Raw genomic sequence first — 16,908 nt, 5'->3', positions numbered from 1 at the left:
TGACCAGACCTGAATTCATTGTACGACTGGGGTTTTTTTCTTGTCCATAGCTAGAAGCTCTTTAGAACCCCTCGCATAGCAAGGGGTTTTCAAAAGATACAAAAAAGTAACCATCCATAAAAATGGATGGTTACTTGAATGTTTTATTTATTAAATATCCGCACAAAATTCAATAGTGGTTTATAGTTTTTACCCGCGAGTCCGATGACTTCAACCAAAATTTCAATTGCAGTTAAAATGACAGCTACGAGTAAAATGGCACCCCATACTTTTGCCATTGAGAAAATGATGGCTGCTAAACCAAACATGATGGCAATCCCATAAATAATGAGTACTGTTTGACGATGTGTGAAGCCCATATCTAGTAAACGGTGATGCAAATGTGATTTATCTGGATCAGACCATTTTTTCTTCATACGTACGCGACGAACAATCGCAAAGAATGTATCAGAAATCGGCACACCTAGTATAATAACTGGGATAATTAATGTTACGACCGTAATATTTTTAAATCCAAGCAATGCGAGCACCGATATCATGAAGCCTAGGAATAAGGCTCCGGTATCTCCCATGAAAATTTTCGCTGGATGGAAATTGTAAAATAAAAATCCAAATGTTGCTGCCGCTAAAATGGATGCGATAGCTAAAACGAACATATTGCCCATAATAAAAGCCATGATAGCTAAAGTAATAAGGGCAATCGTTGACACACCTGCAGCTAGGCCGTCTAAGCCATCAATTAAATTAATGGCATTTGTAATACCAACAATCCAAAGAATTGTTAAAGGGATACTTAGTAATCCAAAATTTAATTCACCTACAAATGGTAAATTAATCATCTCAATTTGAATTCCACCTACAAAAATAACGATAAGTGCCGCAACAAGCTGACCAATTAATTTTGCTTTTGCAGAGATTTCACGCATATCGTCAATGACACCTGTTGCTACGATAATACAAGCTCCAATTATAATTGCCAGTAAAAAATCGCTACCATTTTCATTGTATATCAAAATCGGCTGGAATATAGCCACAGCTATTAAAAACGCAAGGAAAATCGCCAATCCCCCAAGTCTTGGCATAATTCGTGCATGTACTTTTCGATAGTTTGGTGCATCGACAGCACCTATTCTGAATGCTAATCGTTTAACTAGTGGAGTTAACAATATTGAAGCAACAAATGCTGCTATTAAAGACACGTAGAGCATGTCTCTCCTCCTCAAAAAAATAATCTACATTTAAATTCTAATTGATTATAGCACGAACAGACGCCGAAATATACTTTTTCTATTTATTTTCCACCATTTCACAAATATTATTCCTCTTTTTCGAATTGGAAGAATGCTGCATGTCAAATGTAGTCATCATTCGTAAAATTTGATAAAATAATGTTGTGTCTAGCATTTAGACAACTTAAAAGGAGCGTAAATTTCATGTTCTCAATTTTTAAACGTAACAATGAGCATACTAGTGCTCGTCAATTAAAACGCTACTATAAAATAGTAGATCAAATTAATAGTCTTGAAGAAAAATATGTTAATAAGTCAGATGATGAATTAAAAGAAATGACTTTTATTTTCAAGGATCGTTTAGAACAAGGTGAACCAATTACATCTATCATCCCAGACGCATTTGCTGTTGTACGCGAAGCCTCAAAACGTGTATTAGGTATGCGTCATTTTGATGTACAGCTTATCGGTGGTCTTGTTTTAACTGAAGGCAATATTGCAGAAATGCCTACAGGTGAAGGTAAAACGCTTGTCGCTTCTCTACCTTCGTATGTACGCGCATTAGAAGGTAAAGGTGTTCACGTTATTACTGTTAATGACTATCTAGCTAAGCGTGACTACGAGCTTGTCGGTCAAATCCATCGTTTCCTTGGTTTAACAGTTGGTTTAAATATACCGATGATGGAGCCGGATGCCAAAAAAGAAGCCTATAACGCAGATATTACATATGGTGTAGGTACTGAGTTCGGATTTGATTACTTACGCGACAACATGGCTCACAGCTTGGCTGATAAAGTACAGCGTCCTTATCACTTCGCCATTATCGATGAAGTCGATAGTGTACTTATTGATGAGGCAAAAACACCACTTATTATTGCTGGGAAAATGGCTGCGAATGATGAACTACATCGCATTGCCTCTATGCTAGCTAAACGTTTTAAAGAAGAAGAAGATTACGATTTTGATGATGAAACAAAAGCTACTTCTTTAACAGATAAAGGCATTGAAAAGGTTGAGGCTGCCTTCAATGTTGATAATCTATATGATCTTGAACACCAAACACTTTACCATTACGTGATCCAAGCAGTGCGTGCCCACGTAATGTTCAAGCGTGATGTTGATTACATCGTAAAAGATGACAAAATCGAGCTTGTTGATATGTTCACAGGTCGTGTTTTAGAAGGTCGCTCGCTATCTGATGGCTTACACCAAGCAATTGAAGCAAAAGAAGGCGTAACGATAACTGAAGAAAATAAAGCACAGGCACAGATTACAATTCAGAACTATTTCCGTATGTATCCGAAGCTTTCTGGGATGACGGGTACGGCGAAAACTCAGGAAAAAGAAATCCGTGAAGTATACGGCATGGAAGTTATTCAAATTCCAACAAACCGTCCACGTCAACGTGTCGATCAGCCTGATATTATTTTCAACAAACAAGAAGATAAATATAAGTTCGTAGCTGCTGAAGCTAAACGTCGTCACGAAAAGGGACAACCTGTTTTAATTGGGACAACGTCAATTCTACAATCCGAGACAGTGGCCGAATACTTAAAGAAAGAAGGCTTAAAATTCCAATTGCTGAACGCTAAAACTGTTGAGCAAGAGGTTGAGCTGATTTCACAAGCTGGTCAAAAAGGTCGTGTGACTGTAGCAACAAATATGGCTGGTCGCGGTACAGATATTGTGCTAGATGAAGCAGTTCACAAACTTGGAGGCTTATATGTCATCGGTACCGAAAAGCATGAAAGCCGCCGTGTAGATAATCAGCTGCGTGGTCGTTCAGGTCGCCAAGGTGACATAGGCGAAAGCCGCTTCATTCTCTCTATTGAAGATGATATGTTCCGCCGTTATGCAAAAGAAGAGGTTGAAAAATTCTCAGAAAAAATGGTTGTCGATGAAAACGGCATTATCCAAAATAAAGAGGTTCAAGAACTTATTAACCGTACACAACGTATTGTTGAAGGCTCTCAACACGGTATGCGTGAATACAACCTAAAATTAGATGATGTTATCAATGACCAGCGTACAGTTATTTACGGTCTACGTGATAAAATTTTAGCTGGTGAAGATTTAATGGGTGAGCTGAAAAAAATGCTAAGTGAAACGGTTGATTTTGCTGTTCGCGAAGCTGCTTCAGATGAACTCCCTTCAGTTGAATGGGATTACGATCAAATGGAAAGCTCTCTCAATTCACTATTTATTACTCCTGTCACAATAGATCGTGAAGTGGGTAAAGTAAAGCAAATTTTAGCTGATATTCAACCTTCTGAACAAGAGTTGCTTGATCGCATGGAAAAATTCGCTGATAACGCAGAAGTAATGACTATTATTCCGAATGTGATGCTAAGCTACATAGACAGTGGCTGGGTAAAGCATTTAGAAAACATGGCCCACTTAAAAGAAGGAATCGGCTTACGCCATTACCAACAAGAAGACCCGATGCGAATTTACCAACGTGAAGGACTTGAATTATTCGGAAGGAATTTCCAAGAATTACGTCGTTCTATTATTATTGAAATTACAGGCTTCATGAAAATGATTGAAGCACAAATGGAGGTACAATAATGGGCTTATTCTCATTCTTTAAAAAATCAGACAAACTTGGGCAAGAAAATACAATCGACTCTAAAGATTTACTGCAAAACATCAAAGTCGAAAATACAGACAATAATCAGGATGTTGTGACGAAATTATCTTACCATCCAGATTGGGAAGTGCCTCAAGAGCAAAAATATATCTTTAACTTCCTTGCTAATGAGCTAGAACCATTAAAGCCAAATCAATTATCACTTTCTTCTATTAGTATAGAAGAAGACATGCGCTCTAAAAAATGGCAAGTACGTGCATTTTTCCGCTCATCATTATCTCAAGCAATTGAGCTTGGTGAAATTGAGCTGTTTATTATGGATAAAAATGACGAGCTTGTAGCATCTAAAAAATTCGACTTTGCAGCACTTGGCACAATTCCAGCAGAAAGTGCTCGTCCATGGGTATTTGAATTTGAAAAATCAACGATAAAAGTCGATGAAGTACCAGAAGATGGCTGGAAAATTGCGTTCAACCTTGTTTCCCTTCGCGGTCACCAATTAGAATTAGACCCTTCATGGGAGAAACAACTACCTGAAGCGCAAAAAGAGGAACTTGCAAAAATCGTAAAAACTTTACCTAAGTTAGGTGAAACAGAAGTAAATTTCACCGGCCTACAAGCGAAACTTGCTGATAACGGTAATTTAAATGTGTCTATCTTCATTCGTAACGGACATAATAAAGCGATTAACCTAGAACAATTACCACTAGAAATTATTGACGCAACAGGCAAACAAATTGCTAAAGGTTCATTTAAAATGGATCCAATATTAACTGTACAACCAGACTCAACAAAGCCATGGACATTTATCTTCCCTGCAGAGCTTGTTAACGCAAAAGAAGCCGATCTTTCTCGTTGGACAGCACGCGTAACACAATAAAATGTTGAAAACCCTTCTTTTTTTAGAAAGAAGGGTTTTTTATTTGTTTATTTTCTTATCAGTGATGTCGATGTTCTAACCGCGATATTTGGTGTTTATCAGCGGTTCTGACTCTCTTATCAGCGTTGTTTCGTTTTCTATCAGCGGTTCTGGCTCTCTTATCAGCGATGTTTCGTTTTCTATCAGTGGTTCTGGCTCTCTTATCAGCGTTGTTTCGTTTTCTATCAGCGGTTCTGGCTCTCTTATCAGCGATGTTTCGTTTTCTATCAGTGGTTCTCGCTCTCTTATCAGCGATGTTTCGTTTTCTATCAGCGGTTCTCGCTCTCTTATCAGCGATGTTCCGTTTTCTATCAGCGGTTCTCGCTCTCTTATCAGCGATGTTCCGTTTTCTATCAGCGGTTCTGGCACCTTTATCAGCGTTGTTCTGTGTTCTATCAACAACTGTTCGCCTTCATTCCTGTCTTTTATCTAACTCCATGAAAAAAGCGATTATTGCGTATTTGCAATAATCGCTTTTACTTTATTTAATAGTGTCGAAACGTTTATAAGCTACTAATCTTGTAGACCAGTAAGAGAATGTAACGTCCGAAATTTCAACACCGTCTGACCCTGCATGGATAAATTTATTGTTACCTATATAAATACCCATATGAGATATTCCATCTTTATACGTATTTTGGAAAAATACTAAATCTCCCGCTATCGGATTTTTAACTTGTGTTGTATTGCCGTAGAAATATCCTTCGCTACTGTCTCTTCCAATTTTTAAACCACCTTGATTAAAGGCGTAGTAAATAAAGCCACTGCAATCTAGACCTTCAGATGTGTTGCCACCATAGAGATATGGTGTTCCTACTAATGAATTAGCTACATCCACTGTTTTCTTATAAATAGCCTGTCCATTAGCTGTAGGATCTTTAGACGTTACTGTTGATGTTCCCGCATCTGAAGATCCGTTATTATGTACTGTGTCATTCTCGGGTAATGAAGCTACTGGAGATAATTTTAACACTTGTCCAACGTAAATTGTGTCTGTCGTAAGTCCATTCCAGTCTTTAATGTCCTTTATTGTTACATTATATTGCTTAGCAATTTTGGATAATGAATCGCCTTTAACTACTGTATGTGAAACAGTTGCGGGCTTTGATGGTGTTGTTGGTTTTGGTGTTGTCGGTTTAGTTGTTGGATTTGAAGGTTTTACCGTATCATTTGTAGCTTGCTTTGAAACTTCAAGCTTTTGCGCGATGTAAATCAGATCATTCTTTAAATTGTTCCAGCTTTTTATGTCTTGCACTGTTACTTTATTGCTTTGGGCAATTTTAGTTAAAGTATCTCCTTTTTGCACGGTATATGTAGCTGCCTCTGCGGTCTGTAATGCTAAAAAAGAAGTAGCAATAGTGCTTAAAGCAAGGATTCTTAATTTTTTTGCCTTTTTCATATCATTTTGCCTCCGTTCGTGCTAAAATATTTCCTTGTGTGTCTATCATACTAGATATTTAAGAAATCAGAAATCAGAAAAAATGACTATTTTTCAAACAATTTATGAAAATTACTGATTCCGACAGATTCTTACAAATTGTAATAGAATATTAATTGCAAGATTAGTATTCATGTGATAACATACACTTCTGTATTTAAAATTTTTAGAAAGTTTAATCTTTTCAATTTTAAAGGAGTTTTAATTTTTATGAAGAACATCTTGCTTTTCATCAAAGAAAATTTGGCAGTAGGGTTACTATTATTTGCCTTATTTTTAGGTGCCGGAAATATTATCTTCCCCCCATTATTAGGTCAACAAGCTGGTGAACATATTACGACAGCAATGATTGGTTTCTTAATAACAGGTGTCGGATTACCGCTATTAGCAATAGTTGCAATTGCGAAAGCGGGTGGCGATTTACAAATACTTGCTAATCGTGTCGGCCCTACCTTTGGTGTTATTTTTACATCAATCGTTTATTTAGCGATTGGACCATTTTTTGCAGTGCCGCGTACAGGCTCTGTATCTTATGAAATTGGAATTGTCCCATTTCTCCCAGAATCAGCAACAGATCATTGGGCACCACTTTTCATTACTTCTGTAATATTTTTTGCCTTTATACTATTCTTAGCTATTAACCCTTCAAAGCTTATCGATCGCGTTGGGAAAATTTTAACGCCTGTTCTATTGGCCGTTATTTTACTCCTAGCGATTAAAAGCTTTATTTCTCCAATGGGTGAACCAGGGGTAGCTATAGGAAAATACACTGAGTCACCGTTGACTGAAGGCTTTGTTCAAGGCTACTTAACAATGGATGTACTAAGTGCACTCGTTTTCGGGATCGTTATTTTGCAAGCATTGCGCGACATGGGTATGTCAAATACTAAAAAGCAAGTCAAAACGACAATTTTCGCGGGAATTGTTGCCGCTATTGGCTTATCATTTGTCTATATCTCACTTGGGCAAATTGGTAACACTAGTATTAATGCAATTGGTACTTTTGATAATGGTGGGAAAATTATTGCGAAATCAGCAGAAGTTCTTTTTGGCAAATTTGGGACTATCATATTATCTGCTACAATTTTACTAGCGTGTATATCTACTGCTGTAGGTTTATTGACTGCCAATGCTCAATATTTCCATAAACTATTTCCTAAAGTTTCGTATAAAACGTTTTTAGTAATTTTCACAATTTTCAGTACTGCCATAACAAACGTAGGTCTTTCTACAATTATTAGTGCATCACTACCTGTATTATTAATCATCTATCCGCTAGCGATGGTGTTAATGGTTCTGTCGCTTTTCGATTCCTTCTTTAAAGGTGGGAGAATTGTCTACATTTTAGCATTAATTCCTACATTCTTTGTTAGTTTGAATGATGGTTTAAAGGAAATGAAAATTACAATTGCACCATATGTGAACATTTTGAAAACTTTGCCATTATACGAGCAAAGTCTAGCATGGCTTGTACCTGCAATAATCGGTGCGCTTATCGGCTTGGTCATTCATAAGTTCACAAAAAAATAAAAGAGACTTATTTAATTTCTTCATCTAACTAGAATCTGATTGCTTTTTGCGAATAAGCTTCAAGCTTCTTTTAGACAACGACTGTCTAGGAATCTTGCCTAAACTTACTTTTTCGCAAATGGCTAGCAGATTCTTTTTTTGTAGGTAACCCCCTCTTTTTCCTATTCACGGTTATATGGAAATTCATGTATAATAAAGCTAATTAGAAAAGAGGTGTCCCATGAAAAAAATATTGTGGTCTTTTGTATTCGTTCTATGCTTTTTCATCATTCCATTGACAAATGCTTCTGCTGCAAGCAATGAACAACAGCTTGTAAAGGAAATCAAGGCAATTATTGAGGAAAACTATGTTGGAACCATCCACGGAAATTTGCAAAAAGCTAAAACAATTCCTGAAATCATTGATATGCTAGACCCTTACTCCACATATTTTACGAAAAAAGAACTTGAAGATTATATGAATAGCATCGATCTATCAACAATTGGAATTGGTGTAATCATCGAAGAACATGAAGATGGCATTCATATTTTACAAGTGTTTGAGGATAGCGGTGCATCTAAAGCCGGTGTAGTTGCTGGAGACATTATTATCGCCATTGACGGACAATCCGTAGTAGGAAGCTCTACCCAAGAAGTCTCCTCCTTATTAATTGGTGACGACAATACTAAAATAGAAGTGACGCTCCGGCATGCAGATGGTAAAACATCAACTACAACCATTACACGGAAAAAATTCACATTACCGAATGTGGAATCTACGTTACTGTTTGGGGATGTTGGCTATATTGCTATGTCATCCTTCTCAGAAGACGGTGCAAAGCTTGTCAAAGATGCGCTTATCCAATTAAAACAGCGTGGTGCAACCTCTTTTATACTTGATTTACAAAACAATGGTGGAGGCTATGTATCAACAGCTGAGGAGATTGCAGGGCTATTCCCGAAAGCAAAAATTGCCTACTTACTGGAAGAAGCACATGCCTCTTATAAAATACGTGCAGTCAATCAAAACGAAAAATTCCCAGCTGATACACGTATTCTAGTAAACCGTTATAGTGCTAGCGCCTCTGAAATGTTAGCAGCAACATTACAAGATCAGCAATCTGCTATTTTATACGGAGAAACTACGTATGGAAAAGGCTGTATGCAAGGCTTTTTTGAACTGCAGGATGGTAGCTATTTAAAGCTTACAATTGGTAATTTTACAGGTCCATTAGGGAAAACGATTAATGAGGTTGGGGTAAAACCGAACGTCCAAACAAAGACCGCTCCTATTTACCAGGCACATTATGATGCAATTAAAGCACAATATACAAATTATAAAGAGCTTGAAAGCTTGAAAAATGTACCAACTTCTAAAACATTTACTGTGAAATTCTCACAAGCACTCGCTTCGCAAATTGCTGAAGATAGTGTACAACTCGTTGCTTTAGGCGGTAACGAAGTACCCATTACTACAAAAGTTGATGGTCATTCATTACTTGTTACTCCATCAAAACCATTAAACAGTGGGCAAGAGTATATGCTACTCGTTCATCCATCTATTCAAAAAGAAACAGGCAATAAGCTTCAAAAAGGCGTTTATCTTCATATTACAGTTAAGAAATGAAAAATTCCTCTCACCTTATATGGTGAGAGGAATTTTCATTCAATTTTTTTGTATTTACTTCTCTTAAAAAGTATAAATGAACTAAGTCGCTTGCTAACTCGCATGGCTGTTTTTTTTGTTCAAGTAAATTTGTTAATATTAAACGCTCTAAGGACCCTACAAAACTATCTACAACTATGTTTATGTCTGCACAATATGATTGTAATATATGGGCACATTCATAACGATGTATAAGGTGAGTAAATTGCTGTGTAAGTCGAGATTTAACTACAAGTGACTGCTTAGATTCAAATAATCCAATTTTTGTTAATTTAGGGTTATCAATTATATAAACGAATAACATTTGTATTTTTTGCTTTAGCTCTGTAACAAAGCCTTCTAATCCCTCTTCACCTTCTACTGATTGTTTACTCATAATTTCATCAAACCCTTGCTGAAATCGTTTATTCAGATTGGTGTAGAGAGCATCCTTACTTTCAAAATATAAATAAAAAGTTGGCTGTGTTACATTCGCGGCTTTTACAATGTCACTAATCTTTGTATCATGATACCCTTTTTCAGAAAATAACTCTAAAGCCTTTTCAAGCAATAATTGTTTACTTCGTTCACCATTTGAATTAACCTTCCTACCTCTTGCCATACTTCCCACCTTATCTAATTTGTAGTAGTCATAGTCCTTTAGGCATCACTAAAATAATGCCAATTTATCCATATGTTCATAAAAAATACCACTATTAATTAAACTAATTATAATACAGCTCCTATTTTTTCACTATAAAATATTATAAATATAACAAATTTTTTGCAGATAGTGCTTATAGTGTCCAATCAAGTTTTATTTCTATCAACGACAAAAACAGGTGTGTTAATGACCTTTTTTCCACTCGATTTAAATAGAGGACACTGCTATCCACTAAAGGCTACTCGCTTTTCCACTGGGGCCTAATGGGAGCACCTTAGTAAAATTCCTTATCGAACAACAATAAGCATATCAACACACCTGAAAAATAAAAAAAGTGGGTATCCAGTGCTTTCTAAGATACCCAATTTTCCCTATTATTTTAAATATTTCCGTTTTAGTTTATCACTAAATTCTTTTACTTCTTTCACGCCAAATAATAAGTACGAGCCAACAACTACTGCACTAAAAATAACAAGTCCTACAATAAAAGTTAGCCATATGTTGTCAAATACTAAAAACTTGCTTGAAAAATACAAAACAATCGTGATAATAATCATTGGCGGAACTGATCTGAAAAATTGCAGCTCTTTGCTAAAGATCCCCATTTTCAAGTCATATTTATAGGCTGCATAAATAATTAGCATAATAAAGTTTGTTACTGAACTCACTAATGTACCCCATGCAATTGCTTCTGCTCCACACTTATCAACAAGTAACATAATAACGGCAATGTTAATAACAAATACATTTATTAAGCTGAAGATAACAGGTGCCATTGAGTCACCCTTTGCATAATAAAAGCGCGTTATATACCCGTTTGCAGCTAAAAAATACATCGATAAACAGAAGATTGCCAGTACTGGTGTAGTAATTGCAGTTGAAATTGCATCAAAATTACCACGTTCATAAACAACCTGCACAAGATTCTCTGCATAAAAATATGAGTAGACTGTTACAGGATAAAGTAACAACAATAGATAATGTAGCCCTTTTGAGTATAAGCTTTTAATGGAAGCAAGGTCATTCTCTGCTTCTTTTTGACTCAAAATTGGAAAGATAACTGTCGTTACTGCTGTAATTAAAATTGCTTGCGGGAATTGCATAAGCCTTGATGCATAGTTTACAGCAGCTACTGCCCCTTCAGATAACATTCCTGCAAAAACACGCTGTAATAATGCATAAATTTGAATGGTTGCCCCACCGAGCATAATCGGTAAAGTCATTATCCACAATTGCTTTGATGCAATATTTCGTTCAAATGAAAAACCAACCTTAAATGAATCCAACTTTCGATATCCAATAATCAGGAAATATACCATTATTGCTGCACTGACTAATGCACTAATACCATATCCAATTGGACCGATAAAATAGGCTAAACCTACAGCAATCACTAAAAAGATTGCATTATAAATTAAAATCGCAAAGCTAGACAAATGGAATTTATGATTTGCGTTTAGCAATCCACTATACCATGAGGACAATACGAGTAAAATTGACGAAGGCATCATCCAATAATATAGATTTTTAGCTAAATCTAACTCACTTTGACTAAACGTCTTTTTATTTTTACTTTGGTTAAACATCTCCATAATAGGGTTAGTAAACGCTAACATTAGAATTGTCATTATTGAAACCGTTAACAAGACAATTGTGAAGGACTGTTTAACAAATAGCGCACGATCCGTTGTTTCCCGATTATAAATTGAGATAACAGCAGTAGTAAATGCACCACCTACGACTAGATATAAAAAGTTTGGAATTGTGTAAGCTGTGAAAATACTATCAGCAATATGGGTACTTCCATAGTAGTATCCGATAATCATTTCACGTAAAAATCCGAATACACGGGCCACGACATTAATAATCGCAACTGCCCCAACTATTTTTATAAATTTATTCATAGGCCATCCCCACCTTCAATGGCCGACTTATAAATCTCTATACAACGAGCTGTTATATTTTTTTCATCGTGAATGTTTAATACTTCGTTGACCGCTTCACGATTCATATATTGTTCTTTTGGCGTGTTCACGGCACGCAGCATCTCCTCAGATAAAACCATCGCATTTTCGGGCTCCACTAAATGCCCTGCGCCCTCTCCAAGCAAAGATACAAGTCCGCCTACATTAGAAGCAATAACAGGTGTATCTGTCGCTAATGCCTCTAATGCCACTAATCCAAAACCTTCTAAATGGGATGGTAATACAAAGACATCACTTGCTTGGAACCACTTTACTAGTTCTTGTTGTTTTAGTGGATCTATAAATTTGACGTCTTCACTGATTAATGGTTGCAATGATTGGAAAAATGCCTGGTCTCTTCTAGAACCTACAATATTTAACTCTAAAGGCCGAGATACTTTTGTTTTTAACATTTGGAAAGCCTGTAACAACTCTTCAACGCCTTTTTGTTTTATAACATTTCCTACAAATAAAAATCTGAATGGCTCAGTAGCTAATTGCAGTTCTTTGCACACTGCCACTTGATTTCCTTTTGTGAAAACCTCACGATTCACACCCATGCTAACGACAGAGATTTTACCTTTTTCAATCCCAAAATCTTGTTCAATTTGTTGAGCTAAGACAGGACCTACTGCGATAATATGTTCACTTTCACGTAAAATACTCTCTGTCCAATTGCGAATTCTTGCGTTCTTCTTCGCCATGCGCTCAATATCACCACCATGAGCAGTAACAATAAATGGTATACCAAACATTTTCTTTAATAGGAGCGACAGCATACCAGATGGAAACACATAATGTGCATGTGTGACATCAATAGACTTTCTGTTTTTTAAGCCTTTCATCAATGTCGATAAACCCCATTTTGTATATTTCATAATGGTGTTCTTATTACCGGTTGCCGGATTAGTATTTACAGATATATCTACGTCTAGTCCTGCTTTTTCAAGAGCAGTGACTTGGTTTTTCACAAAAATACCGAATGATAAATGATCAGATGTTGGATACATATTACTAATGACGAGTATTTTTTTCATAGACGTGTCACTGCCTTTTTCATTAATTCCTGACCACGCATGGCCTCTTTATGAATATGGGTAGCAATTTGTTTCGTCTCCGCAATCGACTGGTCCCAATTACTACTTAGTTTGCCAACTAATGTGGCTAGAGCCTTCACATCATCCTCTATATCCTGCATTTGTAAGCAACGATCTGATACGCCTACAAAGGACATAAAATCTTGTACTTTTGTATGATAGGATATCGCAATAATCGGAGTTTCTGAATTTGTTGCTAAAATAAGCGAGTGCAGACGTGTACCGATAATAATATCCTGTTCCTCAGTTACATCAAGTAATCGCTCCGGCACCAAATTTTCATCAATAATTTTTGTGTGTGCACGTTGTTGCATTTTTTTCTGAATATCCTTCGTCACAGTGACGTCCTGCGGGTATTTTGTGGCAAAGAATGTAATTTCGACATTATGCTCAGAAATTACATGATCTAAATTTTTCGCCATACCTGTAACATACGCATCATATTTTTCAACATTTCCTTCTGGCCAATAGTTTGCATTATAGTACGGAACCGCTGATACACCTATTTTAATTGGTTTTTCGGCGTAATGTTGACGATCACCTTTTAATGTAAATGCAGGATCACCAATAATATCTATTGGCTTTTTCACCCCAATACTTTGCAAAAGCTTTTTAGACTGGGGATCACGTACAGAGATATTTGCTGCATAACGACACATTGCGCGAATACTAATCTTCCCAGAAATCGTATCAAGTGGTCCAGCGCCACATCCGTAAATAATGTAGGGAACATTACTTTGCTTTGCCATCATTGCATACGCTCCATACAGGTGAGCCTCACGTTTATAAAAATCCATTAAAATACCACCACCACCAATGATGAGGAGGTCAAATGTTGATACATATTGTTTATTATTTTTATAGGTATGGATAAACGTTTTAAATAAATTACTCTTCCTGTAATACAATGGATAGCTATGTACCCCATAACGTTCGGATGTTTGTTGTGTGTTATTACTAAAAACGGTAATGTCATCATTAGTTACCGAAAATGTTTGTTTTACTTGTTGAAGAATGCCGTATAATATTGATTCATCACCATTATTATCATTGCCGTAATTCCCCACAATGCCTATTTTCATTAAAAAACATCCTTTTACTTTTTAATACTGAGATTATACCACAATTGCACATTTACGTTCTTTTAAAAATAGTAAATATAAGATGAGCTTCAAAAGTTGCTACTAATCTTGTGATATGTTTGCTCATCAACATAACGTAAGGTTGATTTCCGTTGCGGCTAGGCGCTCCCTTGGAGCATCCGTTGAGCCGTTAATCAACTTATACGGTTTCAATAAATATCAATTAAATATTTATTTGCAAGGTCCCAATCAATAACCTTTTTATTTAAAGAGAAAAATAGCAAACTAGGTAACACGACTAGTTTGCTATTTTTTAAATGCTAAGCCATTCTTTAAGGACGACTATTATTGATTAATTGCTCTATAAAGGAATAATCCGAAATGAGCGCGACTAATCGCTTCATCTGGCTTAAAGGTGTTATCACCATAACCAGTTGTAATTTTGTTTGCAGCTAACTGTTGAACATATGTGTATGCCCAATGATCCTTCGATACATCTTTAAAGTTAGTGCTGCTTGTTCCTTTTAGATTATAAGCTAAAGCTACAACCTTCGCCATTTGTGCACGAGTTAAAGTAGCATCAGGATCAAAGACATTATTGCCCTTACCGCTCATAATGCCAGACTCAACTACAGCTGCGATTTGTTTATAATATATGTGATTCGCAGGAATATCCTTAAAGCCTGGATTTTTGACGTTTGATGTTTTTAAATCAAGTGCGCGACTAATAATAACTGCTGCATGTGCACGTGTAAGTTTGTCATTTGGTCTAAATGTGCCATCTGGATGACCTGTAATAATATTATTTTTTGTTAAATACTCAATTTCTTTATAGTACACATAGTTACTTGGAATATCTTTAAACAACGCAGCTTGTGCTACAGTTACAGTAGCCTCTACACGTTTTGTTCCTAAAATCGCTACTACTTTACCAGTAGCACCTGGATTTTTAGCTGTAAATTTACCATCACTAGTAATCGTACCAATATTACCTTCTACAGACCATTTCACTTGTGATGCATTGTAAACTAGCGGTTTGCCACCGTCATCCTTTGCATCCATAGTAAATTTAACAGTTTCGCCTGCTCCTACTGTTTTTGACTTTGGTGCAATGTCCATTGTTGCTGGAGCATCTACTACTTTCACTTGGAATGATTCAACAGGTGTGCCATCGTGGTTGATAAAAATACGATCATCGCCAGCTGTCGTTGAAGTATAGTTCAAGCCGTTAACTTTTAAAGTATTATTCTCAGATGTTAGCGATACATGACCGTCTAATGGTAGCGCATTATAGTTTTCATCTAAAATATATTGTACTGCTATACTAGACGAAGCACCTGCTAAAAGAGTTGCATGGTTTGTACTATTCGTATATTTAATTTGTGTGCCTTTGCCAGTTGGTGCCGTACTTACAGCTTGTAATGTTGCGGACACAAGACGTTGCGCATTGCCTGCATTTAAAGGTAGGTTCGCTAATACGACATTATTATTACCGTAATTCCGAATACCCATCGTTGTTGAACCGCCACCATCTAAGTTAATTGCTCGATCAACACCAAGCGACACTAAATAGTTCGCAAGTTGAACCATATTCATCCCTGCGCTATGTTTCTGTTTTCCATCAACCGTAATAAAGTGTACTGTTTTTCCATTATTACTTGTCGCCACAATAGTACGTGCTGTAACCTCTGTTGCACGCTTACTAGATGTGCTCATCATAATGTAAGGTTTATTATCTTTTACTAAATACGGACCACTTGCCATGATAAATTTTGCATCCTGCCATTGCTTATCAATAGCGAAGTTAACACTCAACTCATCTCCAACTGCAATTTGGTTTAGCTTACTGTGCCAATCCCCACCTTGTAATGATACGACAAAGCCAGTTGAAGGGATGGATATTTTTTCTTTTGATCCATAAGGTGTAATTTGTGTAACTTTACCTGTCAATGTTTGACCAAATTTATTTTCAGTAATCGGAGCTCCTGTATCTACTACGATTTCAAAACCATATTCATTTGTATTTGTTGTTTTACTATAAAATTGTGGTGTGTAAACAATCCCTTCATATATATTACGTGCACGATTCATCCCTGTCATTTTATAGTCTTTACCTTTGTGAGAAAGGGTTACATTAAAATCAAAATAGTCAATGACACCACTGCCATCTGGAGATACACCAAAAGCTGTAGGGACATTCATATATTCATCGGAGCCGTTTGAAACAGCACCACCGTTTAAAATAACATTATCTTTACTTAGTAAAAATAATGGGAAACCTGCTGACATATCGAAGAAACTTGCATTAATAGCACCAACTACACGATTCCCCTCGCGTGAATTACGATTAGCATTTGCTACTGTCGATTCTCTGCCATTGACATTCGCGGGCATACCTAATTGTACTTCCGTCGTTTCGTCTACATTAATAGCAAGATGATTAATAGAATTTGTTTTGGTACTGCTGTATGTATATTGTTTATACTGCACACCATGTGATAATTTATATTCCTTTTTGACCGTTTGGGCAGCATAGGCATTTAACGGACTAACAACCATTGACAATAATACAACTAGAACTAGTAAATTTTTCGCTATTTTTTTCATTTTTTTGCGCTCCTGAGTAAAATGGAGCCTTCAACTCTCCCTTCACATGTTTTACTTCTACAACACTATCAAAAATATGACAAAATATCCATGGAACATTTATGCTATTTTCCAGTTTTATATGAATTGTCATGAAAACTATTTATATAGTCTCATTTTATGAT

The 16,908-nt window shown here is 36.3% G+C and carries 12 protein-coding genes; 4 read left to right on the top strand and 8 right to left on the bottom strand.

Annotated features, from left to right (window positions below; translation table 11 throughout):
• Positions 1–143: 143 nt before the first annotated feature.
• The gene (locus ACIQZA_RS16875) at positions 144–1,208 is read right to left on the bottom strand and encodes a glycosyltransferase family 4 protein (protein ID WP_132360504.1); all 1,065 of its coding nucleotides are present in this window, start codon (positions 1,206–1,208) and stop codon (positions 144–146) included.
• 225 nt (positions 1,209–1,433) lie between these two features.
• Between ACIQZA_RS16875 and secA2 the strand changes: the two genes are divergently transcribed.
• Together secA2 and ACIQZA_RS16865 are read left to right on the top strand one after the other, a co-directional pair.
• A complete protein-coding gene (secA2, locus tag ACIQZA_RS16870; protein WP_400936095.1) occupies positions 1,434–3,797 on the top strand; it encodes an accessory Sec system translocase SecA2 in 2,364 nt (787 codons plus the stop codon).
• On the top strand, positions 3,797–4,699 hold the full coding sequence (locus tag ACIQZA_RS16865; RefSeq protein ID WP_400936092.1) for an accessory Sec system S-layer assembly protein: 903 nt from the start codon (positions 3,797–3,799) through the stop codon (positions 4,697–4,699). The genes secA2 and ACIQZA_RS16865 overlap by 1 nt, the downstream gene beginning before the upstream one ends.
• 75 nt (positions 4,700–4,774) lie before the next feature.
• Here ACIQZA_RS16865 and ACIQZA_RS16860 read toward each other — a convergent pair whose 3' ends face one another.
• A complete protein-coding gene (locus ACIQZA_RS16860; protein ID WP_400936090.1) occupies positions 4,775–5,137 on the bottom strand; it encodes a hypothetical protein in 363 nt (120 codons plus the stop codon).
• Positions 5,138–5,219: 82 nt separating this feature from the next.
• Positions 5,220–6,137 (bottom strand): C40 family peptidase, encoded by a 918-nt coding sequence (locus tag ACIQZA_RS16855; RefSeq protein WP_400936088.1) that lies wholly within the window; start codon positions 6,135–6,137, stop codon positions 5,220–5,222.
• 249 nt (positions 6,138–6,386) lie between these two features.
• Here ACIQZA_RS16855 and brnQ point away from each other — a divergent pair, with 249 nt between their 5' ends.
• Positions 6,387–7,706, top strand: a complete 1,320-nt coding sequence (gene brnQ / locus ACIQZA_RS16850) for a branched-chain amino acid transport system II carrier protein (RefSeq protein ID WP_402882841.1) — start codon at positions 6,387–6,389, stop codon at positions 7,704–7,706.
• Between the two features lie 220 nt (positions 7,707–7,926).
• Entirely contained in the window at positions 7,927–9,312 is a 1,386-nt protein-coding gene (locus ACIQZA_RS16845; RefSeq protein ID WP_402882843.1) for a S41 family peptidase, read from the top strand.
• Between the two features lie 10 nt (positions 9,313–9,322).
• Here ACIQZA_RS16845 and ACIQZA_RS16840 read toward each other — a convergent pair whose 3' ends face one another.
• The 5 genes from ACIQZA_RS16840 to ACIQZA_RS16820 all read right to left on the bottom strand — a co-directional run bounded on the left by ACIQZA_RS16840 (position 9,323) and on the right by ACIQZA_RS16820 (position 16,744).
• A complete protein-coding gene (locus tag ACIQZA_RS16840) occupies positions 9,323–9,952 on the bottom strand; it encodes a TetR/AcrR family transcriptional regulator (protein WP_400936082.1) in 630 nt (209 codons plus the stop codon).
• A 416-nt stretch (positions 9,953–10,368) separates the two neighbouring features.
• Entirely contained in the window at positions 10,369–11,898 is a 1,530-nt protein-coding gene (murJ, locus tag ACIQZA_RS16835; protein WP_400936081.1) for a murein biosynthesis integral membrane protein MurJ, read from the bottom strand.
• A complete protein-coding gene (locus tag ACIQZA_RS16830; protein ID WP_402882847.1) occupies positions 11,895–12,995 on the bottom strand; it encodes a glycosyltransferase in 1,101 nt (366 codons plus the stop codon). Before ACIQZA_RS16830 ends, murJ begins: the two co-directional genes overlap by 4 nt.
• Positions 12,992–14,137, bottom strand: a complete 1,146-nt coding sequence (locus tag ACIQZA_RS16825; protein ID WP_142509147.1) for a polysaccharide pyruvyl transferase family protein — start codon at positions 14,135–14,137, stop codon at positions 12,992–12,994. The genes ACIQZA_RS16830 and ACIQZA_RS16825 overlap by 4 nt, the downstream gene beginning before the upstream one ends.
• 345 nt (positions 14,138–14,482) lie before the next feature.
• On the bottom strand, positions 14,483–16,744 hold the full coding sequence (locus tag ACIQZA_RS16820; protein ID WP_402882850.1) for an S-layer homology domain-containing protein: 2,262 nt from the start codon (positions 16,742–16,744) through the stop codon (positions 14,483–14,485).
• Positions 16,745–16,908 lie beyond the last annotated feature (164 nt).

Source organism: Lysinibacillus sp. NPDC096382 (assembly GCF_044762845.1).
Classification (GTDB): Bacteria; Bacillota; Bacilli; order Bacillales_A; family Planococcaceae; genus Lysinibacillus.
This window is presented reverse-complemented; position numbering and strand designations above follow the sequence as displayed.